Source organism: Gammaproteobacteria bacterium (assembly GCA_029862005.1).
Taxonomy (GTDB): Bacteria; Pseudomonadota; Gammaproteobacteria.
In genome coordinates, this window is the sequence record JAOTYD010000015.1 from 13,395 (window position 1) to 30,912 (window position 17,518).

At 54.9% G+C, this 17,518-nt stretch carries 14 protein-coding genes; 1 reads left to right on the plus strand and 13 read right to left on the minus strand.

Features of this window, described 5'->3' with window-relative positions:
- Positions 1 to 9 precede the first annotated feature (9 nt).
- From OES20_11000 to gmk, 12 genes are all read right to left on the minus strand, one after another.
- On the minus strand, positions 10 to 975 hold the full coding sequence (locus OES20_11000; protein ID MDH3635223.1) for an NADPH:quinone oxidoreductase family protein: 966 nt from the start codon (positions 973 to 975) through the stop codon (positions 10 to 12).
- Between the two features lie 581 nt (positions 976 to 1,556).
- Positions 1,557 to 2,426, minus strand: a complete 870-nt coding sequence (locus OES20_11005) for an NAD(P)-dependent oxidoreductase (protein ID MDH3635224.1) — start codon at positions 2,424 to 2,426, stop codon at positions 1,557 to 1,559.
- Positions 2,427 to 2,509: 83 nt separating this feature from the next.
- Positions 2,510 to 4,681: a DNA helicase II gene (gene uvrD / locus OES20_11010; GenBank protein ID MDH3635225.1), complete on the minus strand. Its 2,172-nt coding sequence runs from the start codon at positions 4,679 to 4,681 to the stop codon at positions 2,510 to 2,512.
- A gap of 74 nt (positions 4,682 to 4,755) precedes the next feature.
- On the minus strand, positions 4,756 to 5,052 hold the full coding sequence (locus OES20_11015) for a hypothetical protein (protein MDH3635226.1): 297 nt from the start codon (positions 5,050 to 5,052) through the stop codon (positions 4,756 to 4,758).
- An 83-nt stretch (positions 5,053 to 5,135) separates the two neighbouring features.
- The gene (locus tag OES20_11020) at positions 5,136 to 5,585 is read right to left on the minus strand and encodes a molybdenum cofactor biosynthesis protein MoaE (GenBank protein MDH3635227.1); all 450 of its coding nucleotides are present in this window, start codon (positions 5,583 to 5,585) and stop codon (positions 5,136 to 5,138) included.
- Between the two features lie 8 nt (positions 5,586 to 5,593).
- A complete protein-coding gene (locus tag OES20_11025; protein ID MDH3635228.1) occupies positions 5,594 to 6,826 on the minus strand; it encodes a molybdopterin molybdotransferase MoeA in 1,233 nt (410 codons plus the stop codon).
- An 11-nt stretch (positions 6,827 to 6,837) separates the two neighbouring features.
- Positions 6,838 to 8,685, minus strand: coding sequence for a zeta toxin family protein (locus OES20_11030; protein ID MDH3635229.1), 1,848 nt, complete (start codon positions 8,683 to 8,685; stop codon positions 6,838 to 6,840).
- Between the two features lie 9 nt (positions 8,686 to 8,694).
- Positions 8,695 to 10,788: an ATP-dependent DNA helicase RecG gene (recG, locus tag OES20_11035; protein MDH3635230.1), complete on the minus strand. Its 2,094-nt coding sequence runs from the start codon at positions 10,786 to 10,788 to the stop codon at positions 8,695 to 8,697.
- A 7-nt stretch (positions 10,789 to 10,795) separates the two neighbouring features.
- Positions 10,796 to 11,179: a RidA family protein gene (locus OES20_11040; GenBank protein ID MDH3635231.1), complete on the minus strand. Its 384-nt coding sequence runs from the start codon at positions 11,177 to 11,179 to the stop codon at positions 10,796 to 10,798.
- Positions 11,180 to 11,237: 58 nt separating this feature from the next.
- A complete protein-coding gene (locus OES20_11045) occupies positions 11,238 to 13,403 on the minus strand; it encodes a RelA/SpoT family protein (GenBank protein ID MDH3635232.1) in 2,166 nt (721 codons plus the stop codon).
- 130 nt (positions 13,404 to 13,533) lie between these two features.
- Entirely contained in the window at positions 13,534 to 13,824 is a 291-nt protein-coding gene (gene rpoZ, locus OES20_11050; protein ID MDH3635233.1) for a DNA-directed RNA polymerase subunit omega, read from the minus strand.
- 80 nt (positions 13,825 to 13,904) lie between these two features.
- Positions 13,905 to 14,531, minus strand: coding sequence for a guanylate kinase (gmk, locus tag OES20_11055; protein MDH3635234.1), 627 nt, complete (start codon positions 14,529 to 14,531; stop codon positions 13,905 to 13,907).
- A gap of 328 nt (positions 14,532 to 14,859) precedes the next feature.
- Between gmk and tcdA the strand changes: the two genes are divergently transcribed.
- The gene (gene tcdA / locus OES20_11060; GenBank protein ID MDH3635235.1) at positions 14,860 to 15,678 is read left to right on the plus strand and encodes a tRNA cyclic N6-threonylcarbamoyladenosine(37) synthase TcdA; all 819 of its coding nucleotides are present in this window, start codon (positions 14,860 to 14,862) and stop codon (positions 15,676 to 15,678) included.
- 157 nt (positions 15,679 to 15,835) lie between these two features.
- On the opposite strand, the gene OES20_11065 is transcribed toward tcdA, so the two are convergent.
- A complete protein-coding gene (locus OES20_11065; protein MDH3635236.1) occupies positions 15,836 to 17,509 on the minus strand; it encodes a urocanate hydratase in 1,674 nt (557 codons plus the stop codon).
- Between the last annotated feature and the right edge of the window lie 9 nt (positions 17,510 to 17,518).

Below are 17,518 nucleotides of genomic sequence, written 5' to 3' on the forward strand. Positions count from 1 at the left end.
ATCCCGGCCTCAGCTTAAAATAATGCGCCCTGCAACCTTGCGGTCTTTGAGCATCTGCAGGGCTTTCGGGAGCTCGGCAAACGGCCTAGTTTGACTGATTCTTGGCTTGATCTGCTCCGCTTCGAGCATGGCAGACAGTTGTGACCACTTAGCGGATATCCGAACGGGGTCTTTGACGCAGGTGAGCCCGAAGGAGGAGCCGACCAGGCTTTGATGCCTGACCAGAAAGTGGTTCACGCGGATGCTGGGTATTTTACCCGATGCAAATCCCAGCGAAACAACCCGACCCCCGTAGCCAAGCGCGCGCAGCGTTTCTTCAAAAAAGATTCCGCCAACGGGATCGATAATCACGTCAACGCCATCGGGCGCAATTTCTCTTAAATCTTCGTAGAGGCGCCTGGAACGGGAAGAAATAATTTGATCGGCACCACAGGCACGCGCAATTTTTTCCTTTGCATCATCTCCAACACAGGCGATGACAACCGCACCACGCTGTTTTGCCAGCTCGATGCAGGCCGTCCCGACAGCGCCTGCGGCACCACCAATCACGATGACTTCATTTGCGCTCAGCCCCGCTCGATCCAGCGCCAGTTCCGCCGAACCATAGGAAACCGGAAAAGCGGCGGCAACCTCTAGGGGAATCGATTCAGGTATGGCAGCCACCTGCGCTATCGGCGCTACCACTTTCTCGGCGTAGCCACCATGTTTCACGTAGGCAGCGGCCTTTTGGCCCAGACTAAACGCTTCACAGCCCGCGCCGAGCCGGGTGATTCTTCCGGCGACTTCCATGCCGGGGACAAAAGGGAGTTCAGGACGCACCTGGAATTGACCGGAGATCAGTAACAGGTCCGCAAAATTTATCCCGCAGGCTTTAACCGTGATTTCAACTTCATCGGGGCCACATTCGGGCTCGGGCGTAGTGCCCAGTTTCAGGTGGCTTGGTCCACCCCAGGTAACACAGTTCCAGGCACGCATTATCCCCCTCCCCAGGGTTAACGGTGTTTGACGAAACAGCAGGTCTAACAGGCCTGCTCGTGATTATTGTAACCAGTTTTCGTAAGAACCGCTGACATTCTATTCATAATTTCGAACTCGTATAAGCCTTCGTCGAGTTCCAGCTACGACGATTGCGTGGATTCTGCACGGGCAAAAGCGTTGATTTTTGGGTGGGCAAAAAAAATGGCTGGTCGAGAGACCAGCCAAAATGTCGTAATCGACAATTATAACCAAAGGAGGACATCGTGAGAGAGGTTAGGTGTTCTTAACCTTTAACACACTTATATATATAGGAGATATTGAATAAAAATCCAGTTAAAAATTGATAAACGGCAGTAAAAACAGTATATATGGAGGCACTTTGTCACTATATAGCTTAATTTATCTCTTTAACTATTTGATATTATAGTGTTTTATCAAAATACGACTGAATTAAAAAAATTTCACCTTTTTTTTAAAAAAACCTATTTTTTCTTCCAAACCAGTAGCTTCAAGGCAACATCTCAAAAAATTCTTGCTGCCTACCCCGGGCAGGCGCTCTAACTCAAGGATTAAAGCCGCTAATCCTCGCGTGTCAATCGCCGGATCAGGCTTGAGGTATCCCAACGACCCCCGCCCATCGCCTTCACTTCCCCGTAAAAGTCGTTGACGATCCGGGTCACCGGTAATTCGGCACCATTGCGTTCGGCCTCTTCCAGGCAAATAGCAAGATCTTTACGCATCCAGTCGACCGCAAAGCCGAATTCGAACTCGTCGTCGAGCATGGTATTGCCGCGGTTTTCCATCTGCCAGGAACCCGCCGCACCCTTGGAAATGACATCGACAACCTTGTGGCCATCGAGCCCTGCGCGCTGGGCGAAATTTAAGCCCTCGGACAGGCCCTGCACCAGGCCGGCAATACAGATCTGGTTCACCATCTTGGTGAGCTGGCCGGCGCCAACGCTGCCCATCAACTCTGCTGCGCGCGCATAACTCATGATCACCGGGCGTGCCGCATCGAAACTGCTCTGGTCACCACCGATCATAACTGTCAGCACGCCATTCTCGGCACCTGCCTGGCCGCCCGACACCGGCGCGTCGAGAAAAGGAACGGGTGATTTGCCGGCAACTTCCCGCGCGACGTTGGCCGATGCCGTGGTGTGATCGACGAGGATCGCGCTTTCCTTGCATCCTGCCAGGACACCGTCATCGCCATACACGACTGAACGCAGGTCGTCGTCATTACCGACACACATGAAGATAAAATCAGCATCCTCGGCCGCTTCACGCGGAGTCCCGGCAAAATCGCCCTGGTAGTCCCGGCACCATTGTTCGGCTTTCGCAGTCGTGCGGTTATAGACCCTGGTCTGATATCCGGCATTGGCGAGATGCCCTGCCATCGGATAACCCATGACCCCGAGACCGATGAATGCAACCTGTTGTTTGCTCATAAAGCTCTCCTTAATTCTATATCTATTATTTATGCTGCGGCGATTCTACACGAGCGTGGGCACGGATGCCGTACTTCGGTTACTCAGGACGGTTGCAGGTTCGCCATACTCGCAATCAGCCACTTGCTGCCAGCCGCTTCAAAATTAACCTGCACCCTGGACTGGGCTCCCTGTCCCTCGAGATTCAGTACGACACCGTCGCCAAAGCGGGCATGATTCACTTTCTGACCAACAAACAAACCGGTGTCCTCAATCGCACGATCCAGTCCTATGCGCGGCGAAGTCGGCATCACGGGACGACTGATATTTGCCCTGGGCCTGATTTCCTGCATCAGTTCACCCGGTATTTCGCGCACGAAGCGGGACAGCATGTTATAGCTTTCGCCACCGTACAGGCGGCGCACCTCGGCACTGGTTATCACCAGCTGCTCTCGCGCACGGGTAATACCGACATAACACAGACGTCGCTCTTCTTCCATACGGCCCGGCTCTTCACTGGAGCGCTGATGCGGAAACAACCCCTCCTCCATACCCACCAGGAAAACCAGTGGAAACTCGAGTCCCTTGACCGAGTGCATGGTCATCAGTTGTACGCAATCTTCCCAGGCATCCGCCTGGGATTCGCCAGCCTCGAGTGCCGCATGCGCGAGGAAGGCATCAAGCGTTGACATTTCTTCCTCGATATTGGCATCGTATGCAAAACTCTTGCCGGCGCCGACGAGTTCCTGCAGGTTCTCGATGCGCGACTGGCCTTTCTCGGTCGTATCCTTTTTAAAATACAGATCGAGACCGCTCATCTCGACCCCGGTCTTAATCTGATCACCGAGTGGCAACTCCAGCAGGTCAGATGTCATGCGGCGGATCAGACCGACGTAGACCTGCAGCGCACCGCGGGCCCGCGCGGTCAAACTATCCGATGAGATCAGTTCGATACTCGCGTTCCACAGGGAAGTCGAATGCTGACGTGCATAATTGCGAATTTCATCAATCGTTTTCTGGCCGATACCGCGGGGGGGATGATTAACCGTGCGTTCGAAGGCGTGGTCTGCCGTTGGATTTGAAATCATGCGCAGGTAGGCAAGCGTGTCCTTGATTTCCGCGCGTTCAAAAAATCGCAGGCCGCCATATACCCGGTAAGGTATACCGCGTGTAAACAGTGTTTCTTCAAACTGGCGCGACTGGGCGTTGGAACGGTAAAGCACCGCGATTTCGTTGCGGCTTCGCCCCTGTGCCACCCAGTTCTCGATGCGGTCGATGACGAAACGGGCCTCATCCTTCTCGTTGTACGCCGAGTAAAACAGAATTGGCTCACCGTCGGCGCTATCGGTCCACAGTTCCTTGCCAAGGCGCGAGCGATTGTTATCGATCAGGGCATTCGCGGCTTTCAATATGGTGCCGGTGGAGCGGTAATTCTGTTCCAGGCGAATAACCTGGGTATTGGCAAAGTCTTTCTGGAAATGGTGGATGTTTTCAATGCGCGCACCGCGCCAGCCGTAAATCGACTGATCATCATCGCCAACCACGAACACCGGCGTGTCGGTGCCCGCCAGGAGCCGCATCCAGGCGTACTGGATCGCGTTGGTATCCTGAAATTCATCGACCAGGATATGCTGAAATCGTCGCTGGTAGTGCTCGCGAATATCGTCGTTGTCACGAATCAGTTCGAGTACCCGCAACAACAACTCGGCAAAGTCGACAACACCAGCGCGCTCGCATAGATCCTGGTAGAGACGGTAGATCTCTAACAGCTGCTGCTGGATCGGGTCCTGCCCAGGATCGATATGAGCCGGACGTAAACCCTCATCCTTGTTATGGTTGATAAACCACTGGGCCTGCTTCGGCGGCCAGCGGGCCTCGTCAAGGTCGAGTTGCCGGACGACGCGCTTGACCATGCGTAACTGGTCATCGCTATCCAGGATTTGAAATCCCTGCGGCAAGCCGGCAGCCTCGTAATGCAAACGTAACAGGCGATGCGCGAGCCCGTGAAACGTGCCGACCCACATTGCCGCCGCAGAAATTCCGAGCAGTGATTCGACCCGGGCGCGCATCTCGGCAGCGGCCTTGTTGGTAAAGGTAACCGCGAGCACGCTGTACGGGGATAATCCATCAACTTCGCATAGCCATGCGACGCGATGCGTAAGCACACGTGTCTTGCCACTGCCAGCCCCGGCAAGCACTAACAGGGGGCCCGGATCGGCGCTAACCGCTTCGCGTTGGCGGTCGTTCAGGGAGTCGAGTATATGGGATACGTCCATTTGCAGCAGGCTTTAAACACAAGCGGACATTGTATCAATTAGGTTGTCCTGCGACAGCAGGAATGACGGGAATATCAGATATATCCGTCCAGTACACGTCCCAGTAGCGGGGGATCAGATGCGACTTGCTGGTAGGTATCAATCGCACGACGATTTTGCGGATCGACCTGCAGGTTCAGCTGCGGACGATAACGCCTGTCATTGCCAACGCCTTCCAGCAGTTCACCTCGATACACGTAGCTGGGTGATGGCTGTTTGCTGGCGTCACGAAACTCACTGGCATTATCCGTGACCGAAGCCACCGGGCGTGTCGCCGGTTGGTCCGGATAAATCGGGAGTTGCTTGGGTTTAGCTGTGATAATGTAATTCACGAATCATACTCGCAGCGCGTGCATTTCAGTTCACTTCCGGGGCAGTATATATGGCCAAAATGCGTGGATTTTGTCGATTTTGTTCAGGTATCCCACTTTTTTTGTGCAAATATGTCACTTTTTCGCGATTCTACCCACTTCACACCTTGATCGCTAACTTCTTTTTTCCAGAAGGGCGCGTCGGTTTTAAGATAGTCCATGATAAATTCACAGGCCTCAAAGGCATCCGCCCGATGCGCGCTCAGCACCGAGACCAGCACGATCTGATCGGCCGGCGCTAACGCGCCGACGCGATGAATAATCCCCAGATCGATTATTTTCCAGCGTCGCTGGGCCTTTTCGGCGATATCCTGCAGTGCCTTTTCAGTCATACCCGGGTAGTGCTCAAGCGTCATCTGCTGCAAAGCGTCATTTTCGAGATCGCGCACCAATCCGATGAAACTGGCGATGGCACCGACATTGTTGCGTTCCGCCAGCAGTTCCCGGTTAAGCGCCGCGATGTCAAAATCTTCCTGCTGGATTCGGATTATCATCACCTACCTCACGAGAAAAACTGGGCGAAAGGCAGATAGTTTACACGCTCCCCGGCCTTTACCGTCTGGTTCTCGGCGATTTCGACGAAGCCATCGGCCCATACGGTCGAAGTCAGCACGCCCGAATCCTGGTTCGGATAAACCTGGACCACGGTTTGGCCATCGGCATCGAGGGCAAGCCTGGCACGTAAAAACTCTCGCCGGCTATCAGGTTTCGGCCAGTCAAAGTCGGCCGTTATGGGCAAAGCAACGGGCTTATGCCAGGAGCGGCCCTGCATAAGCTGAATCACCGGGCAAACAAACAGGCAAAAGGTTGCAAACACCGATACCGGGTTACCCGGCAAACCGAGAAAAGCAGTGTCGTTGATCTGGCCGTAGGCGAGTGGTTTCCCCGGTTTGATCGCCAGACGCCAAAGTCGTAGCTCGCCGAGCTGTTCGATTGCGATCCGCACGTGATCTTCGTCGCCCACCGAGACCCCGCCCGTGGTTACCACAAGGTCAGCCTGGGTCGAGGCGCGAGACATCGCTTCCCGCGTCGCCGCCAGCGTATCGCCAACCAGTCCCAGGTCGACAATTTCGCAACCCATCGATTCAAGCAGGCCGTGCAAAGTGTAGCGATTTGAATCGTATATTTTACCCGCGCCAAGCACCTCTCCCGGCTCCACCAGTTCGTCGCCGGTCAAAAACATACCCACCCTGATCGGCGCATAAACCGGCAGGCTTTGCATTCCGACCGATGCAGCAAGCCCGATATCCTGGGCCCTGAGGCGACGGCCTGCGCTTAGAATGGTCGTACCATGCTGAATATCGTTGCCGGCCGGCCGGATGTTGCTGCCCTTCGCCGGGCGCGCATCGAAACTGATTTGATGATCGTCCGCCTCGACCTGTTCCTGCATGATGACGGCATCGGCGCCATCGGGTATGGGGGCACCGGTAAAGATGCGCGCGGCAGTGCCCGCAGCCAGAGGTTCGGCGGCTGCACCGGCGGGGATGCGCTGCGAGAGCGGCAAAGACGTTTTACCATTCGCTGCCAGATCGGTGGTATTGATTGCATAGCCATCCATCGCCGACATCGCGCAACCCGGCACATCGATTTCGGCATCAATAGACTGCGCCAGTACCGACCCCAGTGTCTGCCTCAGCGGCGTATCAATGATCGGGCCTGAGGACGCAATACCCCTGGTCAGCTGTTCGAGCGCTTCATCGTAAGCCAGCAACGGAGAGGTGTCACAACGGTTCATGTCAGCCTTCTTTAGTCCAGACAGCCCATGGTATGCAGCCGCGCTTCGTCAGACAATGAAATCGCGGATCGCTGCTCGATACTCGCGAGACAGTCGGGGAACCCCGGAACCATCGCTTGTAGGGCCGCGAGCGCGGTTTCATCCTTCAGAACTTGCTTAATCATATCAGGATCAATCCAGCTGATCTTGCCGGATTCCATGTGGGCGTATATTTTTCCGGCGACACGATCAACAAAATTGATCACGGGTATTCGTGCAGCGCACTTGACCAGGAATCCTGTGTTCAATGCCGGCACCATCGCATCATCAGCAGGATAAACGTCAACCGGATCTTTGGCCTCAATATTAATTCTGGTGTACCGCTCGATATCGAGCATGCATTTGAAATCCAGAATATTCAGTTCGCCGTTCAATCCAAATGCAATCGTGCGCGGCTTGCTCCCTTTGGTAACACTATTGTCAAGAAATTCGTAATATACAGTTTTGTCTTTGTGCAAAGCCCAGGTAAAAAACAGGGCCGGGATGCCCTTGAAGGCTTCCACGTTGTGATCGAGCAGATCGTCGACGGCCTTGAAGCGTCCGACCTGAAGGCCACGCAACCAGGCCCGTTCAACCGTTGCCTCAGGCGGCGTCACGATAAAGGTCAGGTAGACGGTACGGCCAAAGCGTGTCAGTAAATTACTGCCCTCCTCGGTATCTTTTCCAGGCGCAAAACTGTCGAATCGAAAGCGATCGATTAGCAGGTGCGAGATTCGACCCTGTTCGGCTTTTTGCGCGATATAGCGATCGAGTTTCTGGTCGACAATCGGAATTTCGTCACCCACCAGGGTGCCGGCATATTTGTAAGCCGGGCCCAGAGTATCGTAATCCAGCAGGAATTTGCGCCAGATATCCGGGCTAATTAACGCAAAATCCTGCCAATTCAACCCCAGCCTCTCGGTATGCTTATGCTGGAGTGGTCGCATCGTGCTCTTGCCCGAGGCCGAAGCCCCCTTGACGTTGATGACCACGGGCTCTGCTTGGGGGCGCAACACCGGATATCCCTCGCGTTCCGCGGCCTGCGACACCAGGGGTGCGATGGCTTCACCGATTATTTCGCTGCCATGGCTATTGCAGACCAGACCCGTGGTCAGCGTCGTCAACAGCGCTTTATCCCCCACCAAACGACCGTGTTTAACGACAATCGCGCGCGTCACCCGGGCGAGTTCACGGTAGACCGCGGAAAACAATTTATCGCCAGTTGAGTTAGCGCTTTCATCCCAGCCGGAAATAAAGCGCTGGTTACGCTGTTCAGCAGTTTCTGACACTGCTGGTGCTTTCTTTTTACCGCCAGAACCGAATAACCGGGAAAGTTTAAAGCCGGTACGGGCATTTTCGACCGGCGCTGTTTGCGCAAATATGCTTTCGCTTAACGTTTGATCAACTATTGCCCGAGCCTGCTGATCCAGTTGCGCATGACGTTCACAGATCGTGGCCATTTCCGGCTCGATATATACTGACAGGATTCGGTTTGCCACATCGCGAAAATTTATTCCGAGGTCTTCATATCGGGTTCCATCAGAGACAAAAATATCGGCGGAAACACGTATCAATAATTCATGTACTACAAGTCTTTGCGGCCGGAAAAACACCATTTGCTGGACTGGCAGACCGGTAAAATCGCTGAGCTCGGTGGCGCTTTCGATTGTTGAAAATACGTTTTCCGACCGAAATATGGTTGACAACGGCAAGTATTTTACGGGCAGGGTTGACTTGATACCGGGATTCCAGGCATCCGCGTTTTCATCCGCCGAGGGAATATTGCTTATCCCGGACAAATCCGTCGATCCCGGTTGGACAAATCCTGTCTGGTCCAGCATCGATCACGCTTATCCGACATCGGTATAGTCCTGACGCGCGCCGATCCAGTTGCGCAGCAGTTCTGCGCGGATGGTAGCGTTTTCGGGCAATTGCATCAGCTTTGCAAGCACCTCGACCTGAGCAAACCATTGCTGATCGCGCATCAGGTCGGCTATCTTGAAACTCATTTCGCCCGTTTGACGAGTCCCCAGCACCTCTCCTGCGCCACGAAGTTCGAGGTCTTTTTCGGCTATCGCGAAACCATCCTGGGTGCTACGGATGATTTCGAGGCGCGTTCGCGCCAGCTCGGAAAGATCGCTCCTGACCAGCAAGATACAAAAGCTTTCGCGCGCTCCGCGCCCGACACGACCGCGCAGCTGGTGAATTTGCGCCAGGCCAAGGCGCTCCGGGTTTTCGATAATCATGATGCTGGCATTGGGCACATCGACACCAACCTCGATCACCGTCGTCGCGACAAGTATATCGACATCGCGATTCTTGAAGGCGTTGATCGTGGCTTCCTTGTCCGCAGGCTTCAGGCGTCCATGCACCATGCCGATCGACAACTGGGGTAGCTGTTGGCAAAGCAGGTCATAGGTCATTTCCGCAGCCTCGTACTGCAGCGCGTCCGATTCTTCAATCAGGGTGCAAACCCAGTAAACCTGCCCGCCTTCGGCGCAGGCGCCAGCCACCCGCTGGATCAGGCTATCACGCTGCTGCTCCGAGATGATCGATGTCGTCACCGGTTTGCGTCCCGGCGGCAATTCATCGATCTGGGAGTAATCGAGATCGGCGTATATCGACATCGCCATGGTGCGCGGTATCGGGGTCGCTGTCATGATCAGTTGATGTGCCATCTCGTCATCGCGGGTTTTGCGCTGCAACGCGAGTCGCTGGTCAACACCGAAGCGATGTTGCTCGTCGAAAATAATAAATCCGAGACGACTAAACTCAACACTCGCCTGGAACAGCGCATGGGTACCGACCACGACCTGCGCTTCCCCGCCCGCAATCAGCGACAGCTTTTGTTCCCGTTTCTTTCCCTTGTCGGCACCGACCAGGTTCAACACGGTTATTCCGAGAGGTTCCAGCCAGCCGCTGAAGTTCTGAAAATGCTGTTCGGCAAGAATTTCGGTTGGCGCCATTAGTACGGCCTGGTAGCCCGATTCGATCACCGGTAAACAGGCAAGCGCGGCAACCACGGTTTTACCCGAGCCGACGTCGCCCTGTACCAGTCGAATCATCGGTTTAGCGGCGGCGAAATCCTGCATAAGCTCGCCCAGCACACGCTGCTGGGCACCGGTCAACTCGAACTGAAGCTCCTGTATCAGTCGTTGCTGCAGTTTTTCGGCTGGCTGGATCGCAGGCGTTTTGCGACTGCGAATCTGTCGCCGGCGTTCGAGCAGGGCAAGACGGTGCGCAGCGAGTTCTTCGACTATAAAGCGATACTGTGCCGGATGCCTGTGCTGCGCAATCAGCTCACTATCGCGTTTGTTTTCGGGGTTATGCAAATCAATCATCGCCGACGCAAATCCGGGAAATCCATTCTCATCGAGCCAGGTCTGCGGCAAGGTTTCGGCAATGCCTTCAGATTTAAGCTTGTCGATGGCCTGCTGCACGATGCGTTTTATCGATATCTGGTGCAATCCTTCGGTAGTCGGATAAATAGGGGTCAGGGATTGCGGCAGTGGAGGAGGATTGTCGACATCGATGACTTCGGTTTCAGGATGAATCATTTCGAGCTCACCCTGGGCTGATCTGACTTCACCGAAACAGCGCAACCAGGCGCCTTTTTCGAACTGTTTTTGTTGATTCGCACTGAAATAGAAGAAGCGAACCGCGATCACCCCGGTTGCGTCTCCAAGCTTTGCCGCGAGTACGCGCCGCGATCGTCCCTGGCGTCGGAAGTGCACGCTGGCGTGCAACACCTCGGCTTCAATCTGGCTGCGCCGCCCCGGCTGTAAAGATCCGATCGGGGATACGAAAGTGCGGTCTTCGTAACGCAGCGGTAAATGAAATAACAGATCGCGCTGGGTGTTCAAGCCCATTTTCAGCAGCTTTTCCGCTACCTTGGGACCAACGCCTTTGAGATACCGTAATCCTTGAGCCGACCAGTGCTCCATGCAACTGCTAATCGATAACCAGTACCGCGTCCATCTCGACGCCAACCGCTTTCGGCAGGGCGGCAACACCGATCGCGGCCCGGGCCGGGTACGGCTGTTGAAAATACCGGCCCATGATTTCATTGACGGTCGGGAAGTTACCGAGGTCGGTCAGGTAGATATTCAACTTGACCACATCGGCAAGGCTTCCCCCGGAAGCCGTGGCAACCGCAGCGAGATTATCGAAAACCCGCGTGATTTCAGCTTCGATACCGCCGCTGACGACCTCCATGGTGGCCGGATCGAGTGGTATCTGTCCGGAGACATAGACCGTATTATCAACCTTGACAGCTTGCGAGTAAGTGCCGATTGCCTGGGGTGCGGCATCGGTTTGAATAATGGTTTTGGCCATGCTCTGTCTCCGGTTCAGAAATTCTGGATTATGCGGGTATTAGCCACGCTGACAATCACTATCGACGCCAGATACGATTGACGACGTTCAGTCCACGCAATTTTTTCATAATGCGCGCCAGGTGGATACGATCTTTGACGGTAACCACGAACTCGATGGTCGAAATACGACCATCTTTCTCGGTGACGTTGACGTGCTCGATATTGGAGGACATGTTGGCAATTGTCGCCGCCAGTGTTGCGAGTACGCCGCGCTGATTGGCGACCTGCACGCGCATGTTGGCGAGGTACTCGCCTTCAACATGGTCCGACCACTGCACCGACAATTGCCGGTCGCCCTTGTTGCGTTCGGTCATATTCGGGCAGCTACGCTGGTGAATGACAATGCCTTTGCCGGATGACATGAATCCGGCTATCGCATCCCCCGGCACCGGTCGACAGCACTTGGCAAACGATACCACCATGCCCTCGGTACCCTTGATCGCAAGCGGCCTGCCTCGATCATCAAAGGCAGTAGCATCTTCCTCGATGTCGTACATTGCCTTCGCGACCAGGCTCGAATTACGATTACCCAGGCCGATTTCGGCCAGTAGCTCCTTTTGATCGGACATGTGATACTGGTCCAGAACCTTTTTCATCCGGGTCTTTGGAATCGCACTATCGCGTCCCTTGATCTGGCTGACTGACTGCTGTAACAAACGCTGCCCGAGTGAAATCGCCTCGGTTTTCTGTAAAGATTTCAGGAAATGCCGGATATTGGTGCGGGCCCTGGCGGTGCTTACAAAATCGAGCCAGCTCGGGTGCGGTCGGCTGGCCTGTGAGGTAATGATCTCGACAGTCTGGCCATTGTATAACCTGCTGCTCAGCGGCGACATCTGGTGGTCGATTCGCGCGGCGACGCAGGTATTACCGACATCGGTATGTACCGCGTAGGCAAAATCGACAACGGTCGCCCCGCGCGGCAACTTCTTGATCGCGCCCTTGGGAGTGAATACGTAAACCTCGTCGGGAAACAAATCGACCTTGACGCTTTCCAGGAATTCCTGTGAGCTACCGGACTTCTGCTGCATCTCGAGCAGATTTTTCAGCCATTCGAGTGCGCGTCCCTGGGGATTGGTGGAGTGATTTTCACCCTCCTTGTAAATCCAGTGTGCGGCAATCCCCGACTCGGCAAAGTGGTCCATTTCGACGGTGCGAATCTGCACCTCGATGGCGACACCATGCGGTCCAAACAGGCTGCTATGCAGCGACTGGTAACCATTCGTTTTGGGAATCGCAAGGTAATCCTTGAACTTGCCCGGTAACGGTTTGTAGAGGTTGTGCATGACACCGAGCACGCGATAACAATCGTCCACCGAATCGGTCATGATCCGGACCCCGAAGACGTCGGTGAGCTCCTTGAAGCTGAGCTTTTTCTCCTTCATCTTGCGATAAATGCTGTGGATGTTTTTCTGCCGATACTTGACGGTCGCGTTGATATTTGATTCCTTGAGTCTTTGCCGAATGGCCGCCTCGATGGTGTTGAATATTTCCTTGCGATATCCCACCACTTCCTTGCAGGCGCTTTCCAGCGCCCGGTATCGCATCGGGTAGGCCGCCTTGATCGACAGATCAAGCAACTCGTGACGCATTTTAAAAATACCGAGACGATTTGCGATCGGGGCATAAATGTCCATAGTCTCGAAGGCGATGCGGCGGCGTTTGTCGGGGCGCATCGCATCGAGCGTGCGCATGTTATGCAAGCGGTCGGCGAGCTTGATAATGATGACGCGAATATCCTTGACCATCGCCAGCATCATCTTGCGAAAATTCTCCGCCTGTGCCTCGGCCTTGCTGCGGAAATCCATCTGCGCAAGCTTGCTGACTCCATCGACCAGTTCGGCAACTTCTTCACCAAACTGATCCGCCAGGTTTTCCTTTAAGGTGGGGGTGTCTTCGATAACGTCATGCAGGATCGCGGCGATAATACTTTTACTGTCCATGCGCATTTCCGCAAGAATGCGCGCGACCGCAACCGGGTGGCTGATGTAAGGTTCGCCCGACACTCGTCTTTGGCCCTCGTGAGCCGCAGCACCGACCAGGTAGGCGCTATAGATTTCCTCGACCTGGGCGGGTTCGAGGTAGGCTTCGAGTTCGCTGCAGAGCTCGGCGATTCGGGTTTCGGAATCGCTGGCGGTCGCATCTCCGGCAACGACTTCGAACAGATTGGCGTAATTCGCCCCCATTAACTTTCTATATAGACCTCTAGAACTTTATTAATGGGGTTTTATAACACATTTGCAAGACCTAAGCCCGCCCGGTACACGCCATAACCATGGCCTGCACTGGCAAAATTATGTGTTTAAAAAGAAGCGCTTACTCGTTTTCTTCTTGCGCGAGGCTGGCCTGGGCAATTTGTCGAATCAAGTCATCGTCGGTAGAAATTTTTTCGATCTCTGCCTTTGCTTCCATCTCGTCCATCGACGAGTCGTTAATCAGATTTTCAGCAATCTCGCGCAGTGCTATCACGGTGGGCTTATCATTTTCCGGTGGTACCAGCGGATCGGCGCCCTGTGAAATCTGGCGGGCGCGTCGCGCGGCCAGCAATACAAGGTCAAAACGATTTTCGACATGCTCGAGGCAGTCTTCTACGGTGATTCGCGCCATGCGGTTAGCTCTCGGATCAAAAAGGGGCGCAATGATAGCGAAAAATTCAATAAATCTAAAGTGTTAATCGCATAAAGCGGCTAATCAATTTCGGGTGGAATCGAGTCCACCAGCGCCTTGTTTTTAAGCTTCTGAAGTGCCAGCGTCAAACCCTGGGTATGGATAATTGCGTCGAGATCGAACAGGGCCTGTTCGAACTCGTCGTTAATCACCAGGTACTCGGCATCGTGGTAGTGGGACATTTCGCGATCCGCATCGCGCATCCGTCGTGCAATCGTGGTCTCATCATCGGTACCGCGATCGCGAAGCCGGCGTTCAAGCACCTCACGCGAAGGTGGCAGAATAAAAATACTGACCGTTTCCGGTATTTTTGCCTTGACCTGGCGAGCCCCCTGCCAGTCTATTTCCAGGATAACGTGTCGACCGCCGGCCAGCAGTGCATCGACCGATGCACGTGCGGTGCCGTAACAGTTATCGAACACCCGCGCGTGTTCGAGAAACTCATCATTCGCGATCATTTGTTCGAATACTTCGAGGGAAACGAAGTGATAGGCCTGACCGTCGACTTCGCCCGGTCGTATCGCCCGCGTCGAATGTGACACGCACACTGCAATGGAATCGGCACGCTTTTCCAGCAGCGCCTTGACGAGGCTGGTTTTACCGGCGCCCGAAGGTGCCGAAATGGTAAACAGGCAAGCAGTGTTCAATGAAGATTCCGGGATTTGTCCAATACAGGTTGCGGCGGTCTATTGTAATGACAGATGCAACCGAGACCAAACCGATTTCACGTTTGGTAAAAAATTACTTCTGATCTGGATTCCTGCCGGTATGTCAACAAATTGTAAAACCTGGTTGTAGCCTGCAGTTCCTGACCTAATGAAATCGGCCCCGGCGCCGCTTCTTATCTTCTCCTGGATAAGGCCATCGGCCGCGGATAGTGAGATCCCGGATAATTCGCGCAAACTGAATCGATACTAATGACAGCGGAACCGCAGACCAATAAACTGCTCTCGTCAAGATTTTGAATATCATCAAATGCTGAGTGAAGATTACCTGCAGCGGTTTGCCGGCCTGGCGCGTGTTCTTGGCGAGGCTGCGCTCGAGCCGCTACAGCGGGCGCATTTCTGTATCGTCGGTATCGGCGGGGTCGGGTCCTGGGCTGCCGAGGCTTGCGCACGCTCGGGTATTGGTAATATCACGCTGATCGATCACGATGACATCGACATCAGCAATACCAACCGGCAACTGCACACTGTAACCGCAAGTGTCGGTCACTCCAAGGTTGAAACCTTGCGCCAGCGCATCATTGCAATAAACCCGGAATGCAATTGCACCGCGATCGACGATCTGGTCACCCGGGGCAATGTCGAAAAATTCAATTTTTCACAGTTCGATTACGTCATCGATGCAATCGACCATGTCAGTCACAAGCTGACACTGATGCATCACTGCCGCCGCAACAAGATTCGCTGCATCTCTACCGGCGGCGCTGGCGGCCTGCTCGATCCAACCAGTATCGTGGTCAAGGATTTAACCCAGAGTTTTAACGATCCCCTGCTCGCCAAGGTCCGCTCGACTTTACGCCAGCAACTCGATTACAGCCGTAACCCGAAACGTCGCTACGCCATGGACTGCGTATTTTCGACCGAGCAGCCGCTCTACCCTGCTGCGAACGGCGAGGTCAGTTACGAGAAACCCGAGATGCCGGAACGCACCACGCTCGATTGTGCCACCGGGATCGGCTCTTTTGTCGGCGTCACCGCCTGCTTCGGCTTCACCGCCGCTGCACACGCCATTAATAAGTACCTAAAAGCCTCCAAATCCAAGAAAGAAAAGCCTGGTTCTGATATTTAGCTAGACTGGGGGAGAATCTACACAAAAGTGTAGCGCGGCAGGGATGCCGCGCTCCAAGCGATTCCATGGATGGACCAACCGGCGCCTGCGCCGGTTGGGAGCGTCTTTTGTGTAGATTCTCCCCCGGGCTAGCGAGCGGATCAGGCTAGTAATAGCCTTACAGCTCGATTGCGCCGAGATTCAACCCGTGCTCACGAGCGCACTCTTTAGCAATCTCATAGCCGGCATCGGCGTGGCGCATGACGCCACTGGCGGGGTCATTCCACAGCACTCGCTTGATGCGCGCCTCCGCGGCATCGCTGCCGTCACAGCAGATCACCAGGCCCGCGTGCTGCGCGTACCCCATGCCGACACCACCGCCGTGATGAAAGGATACCCAGGTCGCACCGCCTGAAGTACTCAACAGCAGATTCAGCAGCGCCCAGTCGGAGACGGCGTCAGAACCATCCAGCATCGCCTCGGTTTCACGGTTGGGGCTCGCCACCGAACCCGAATCGAGATGATCACGGCCAATCACGACCGGGGCCTTGAGTTCGCCCGACCTGACCATGTCGTTAAACGCGACACCGAGGCGATCACGGTCACCCAGGCCAACCCAGCAGATGCGCGCCGGCAAGCCCTGGAAACTGATCCTGCTTTGCGCCATGTCGAGCCAGTTATGCAGGTGTGGATCGTCCGGAATCAATTCCTTGACCCTGGCGTCGGTCTTGTAGATGTCCTCCGGGTCCCCGGATAAGGCTACCCAGCGAAACGGACCGATGCCCTTGCAAAACAGCGGGCGGATATAAGCCGGTACAAATCCCGGAAAATCGAACGCGTTTTTAACGCCCTGGTTGAAAGCTTCCTGTCGAATATTGTTGCCATAGTCGACGGTGGCGATCCCCTGGGCGTGAAAATCGAGCATCGCCTGTACGTGCACCGCCATCGATTTGCGCGCTTCGGCAGCCACCAGCTCCGGGTCGGTGGCGCGTTTCATTTCCCACTGCTCCATGCTCCACCCGATCGGCAGGTAACCATTCACCGGGTCGTGCGCCGAGGTCTGGTCGGTAACGATATCGGGCTTGACGCCGCGCCGGACCAGCTCGGGCAGAATTTCGCCCCCGTTGCCGAGCAAACCCACCGACAAAGCTTCCCCTTTGGCACAGGCGTCATCGATCATTTGCAGCGCTTCATCGAGTGACGCGGCTTTTTTATCGAGATACCTGGTGCGCAGCCGAAAATCGATACGTGCCTCGTCGCACTCGATGCAGAGAATGCTGTACCCCGCCATGGTCGCCGCCAACGGTTGCGCGCCTCCCATGCCGCCGAGACCCGAGGTCAGAATCCATTTGCCGCTGGTGGCGCCGTCGAAATGCTGGCGGCCGGCTTCGACAAAAGTTTCGTAAGTTCCCTGCACGATCCCCTGGCTGCCAATGTAGATCCACGAGCCCGCAGTCATTTGTCCAAACATCATCAGACCCTTACGATCGAGTTCGTTGAAATGTTCCCAGTTGGCCCACGCCGGTACCAGGTTGGAGTTGGCGATTAGGACACGCGGTGCATCGATATGTGTCTTGAAAATCCCGACCGGCTTGCCCGACTGCACCAGCAGGCTCTCGTCGTCATTCAGTTCCCTCAGGCATTCAAGAATCTTGTCGTAACATTCCCAGTTACGCGCGGCGCGGCCGATGCCTCCGTAAACGATCAGCTGCTCGGGTTTCTCGGCAACCTCGGGGTCGAGGTTATTCTGAATCATGCGGTAAGGTGCTTCGGTAAGCCAGCTCTTGCAGGTCAGTTCGCTACCGCGCGGTGCGCGAATTTTTCGGCTGTTGTCGGTTCGGTCTAAAGGCATTTTGATATC

Bases quoted from the DNA above. Each gene is read 5' to 3' on its own strand.
- OES20_11000 (MDH3635223.1), bottom strand. From the start codon at position 975: ATGCGTGCCTGGAACTGTGTTACCTGGGGTGGACCAAGCCACCTGAAA.
- OES20_11005 (MDH3635224.1), bottom strand. From the start codon at position 2,426: ATGAGCAAACAACAGGTTGCATTCATCGGTCTCGGGGTCATGGGTTAT.
- uvrD (MDH3635225.1), bottom strand. From the start codon at position 4,681: ATGGACGTATCCCATATACTCGACTCCCTGAACGACCGCCAACGCGAA.
- OES20_11020 (MDH3635227.1), bottom strand. From the start codon at position 5,585: ATGATAATCCGAATCCAGCAGGAAGATTTTGACATCGCGGCGCTTAAC.
- OES20_11025 (MDH3635228.1), bottom strand. From the start codon at position 6,826: ATGAACCGTTGTGACACCTCTCCGTTGCTGGCTTACGATGAAGCGCTC.
- OES20_11030 (MDH3635229.1), bottom strand. From the start codon at position 8,685: ATGCTGGACCAGACAGGATTTGTCCAACCGGGATCGACGGATTTGTCC.
- recG (MDH3635230.1), bottom strand. From the start codon at position 10,788: ATGGAGCACTGGTCGGCTCAAGGATTACGGTATCTCAAAGGCGTTGGT.
- OES20_11040 (MDH3635231.1), bottom strand. From the start codon at position 11,179: ATGGCCAAAACCATTATTCAAACCGATGCCGCACCCCAGGCAATCGGC.
- OES20_11045 (MDH3635232.1), bottom strand. From the start codon at position 13,403: ATGGGGGCGAATTACGCCAATCTGTTCGAAGTCGTTGCCGGAGATGCG.
- rpoZ (MDH3635233.1), bottom strand. From the start codon at position 13,824: ATGGCGCGAATCACCGTAGAAGACTGCCTCGAGCATGTCGAAAATCGT.
- tcdA (MDH3635235.1), top strand. From the start codon at position 14,860: ATGCTGAGTGAAGATTACCTGCAGCGGTTTGCCGGCCTGGCGCGTGTT.
- OES20_11065 (MDH3635236.1), bottom strand. From the start codon at position 17,509: ATGCCTTTAGACCGAACCGACAACAGCCGAAAAATTCGCGCACCGCGC.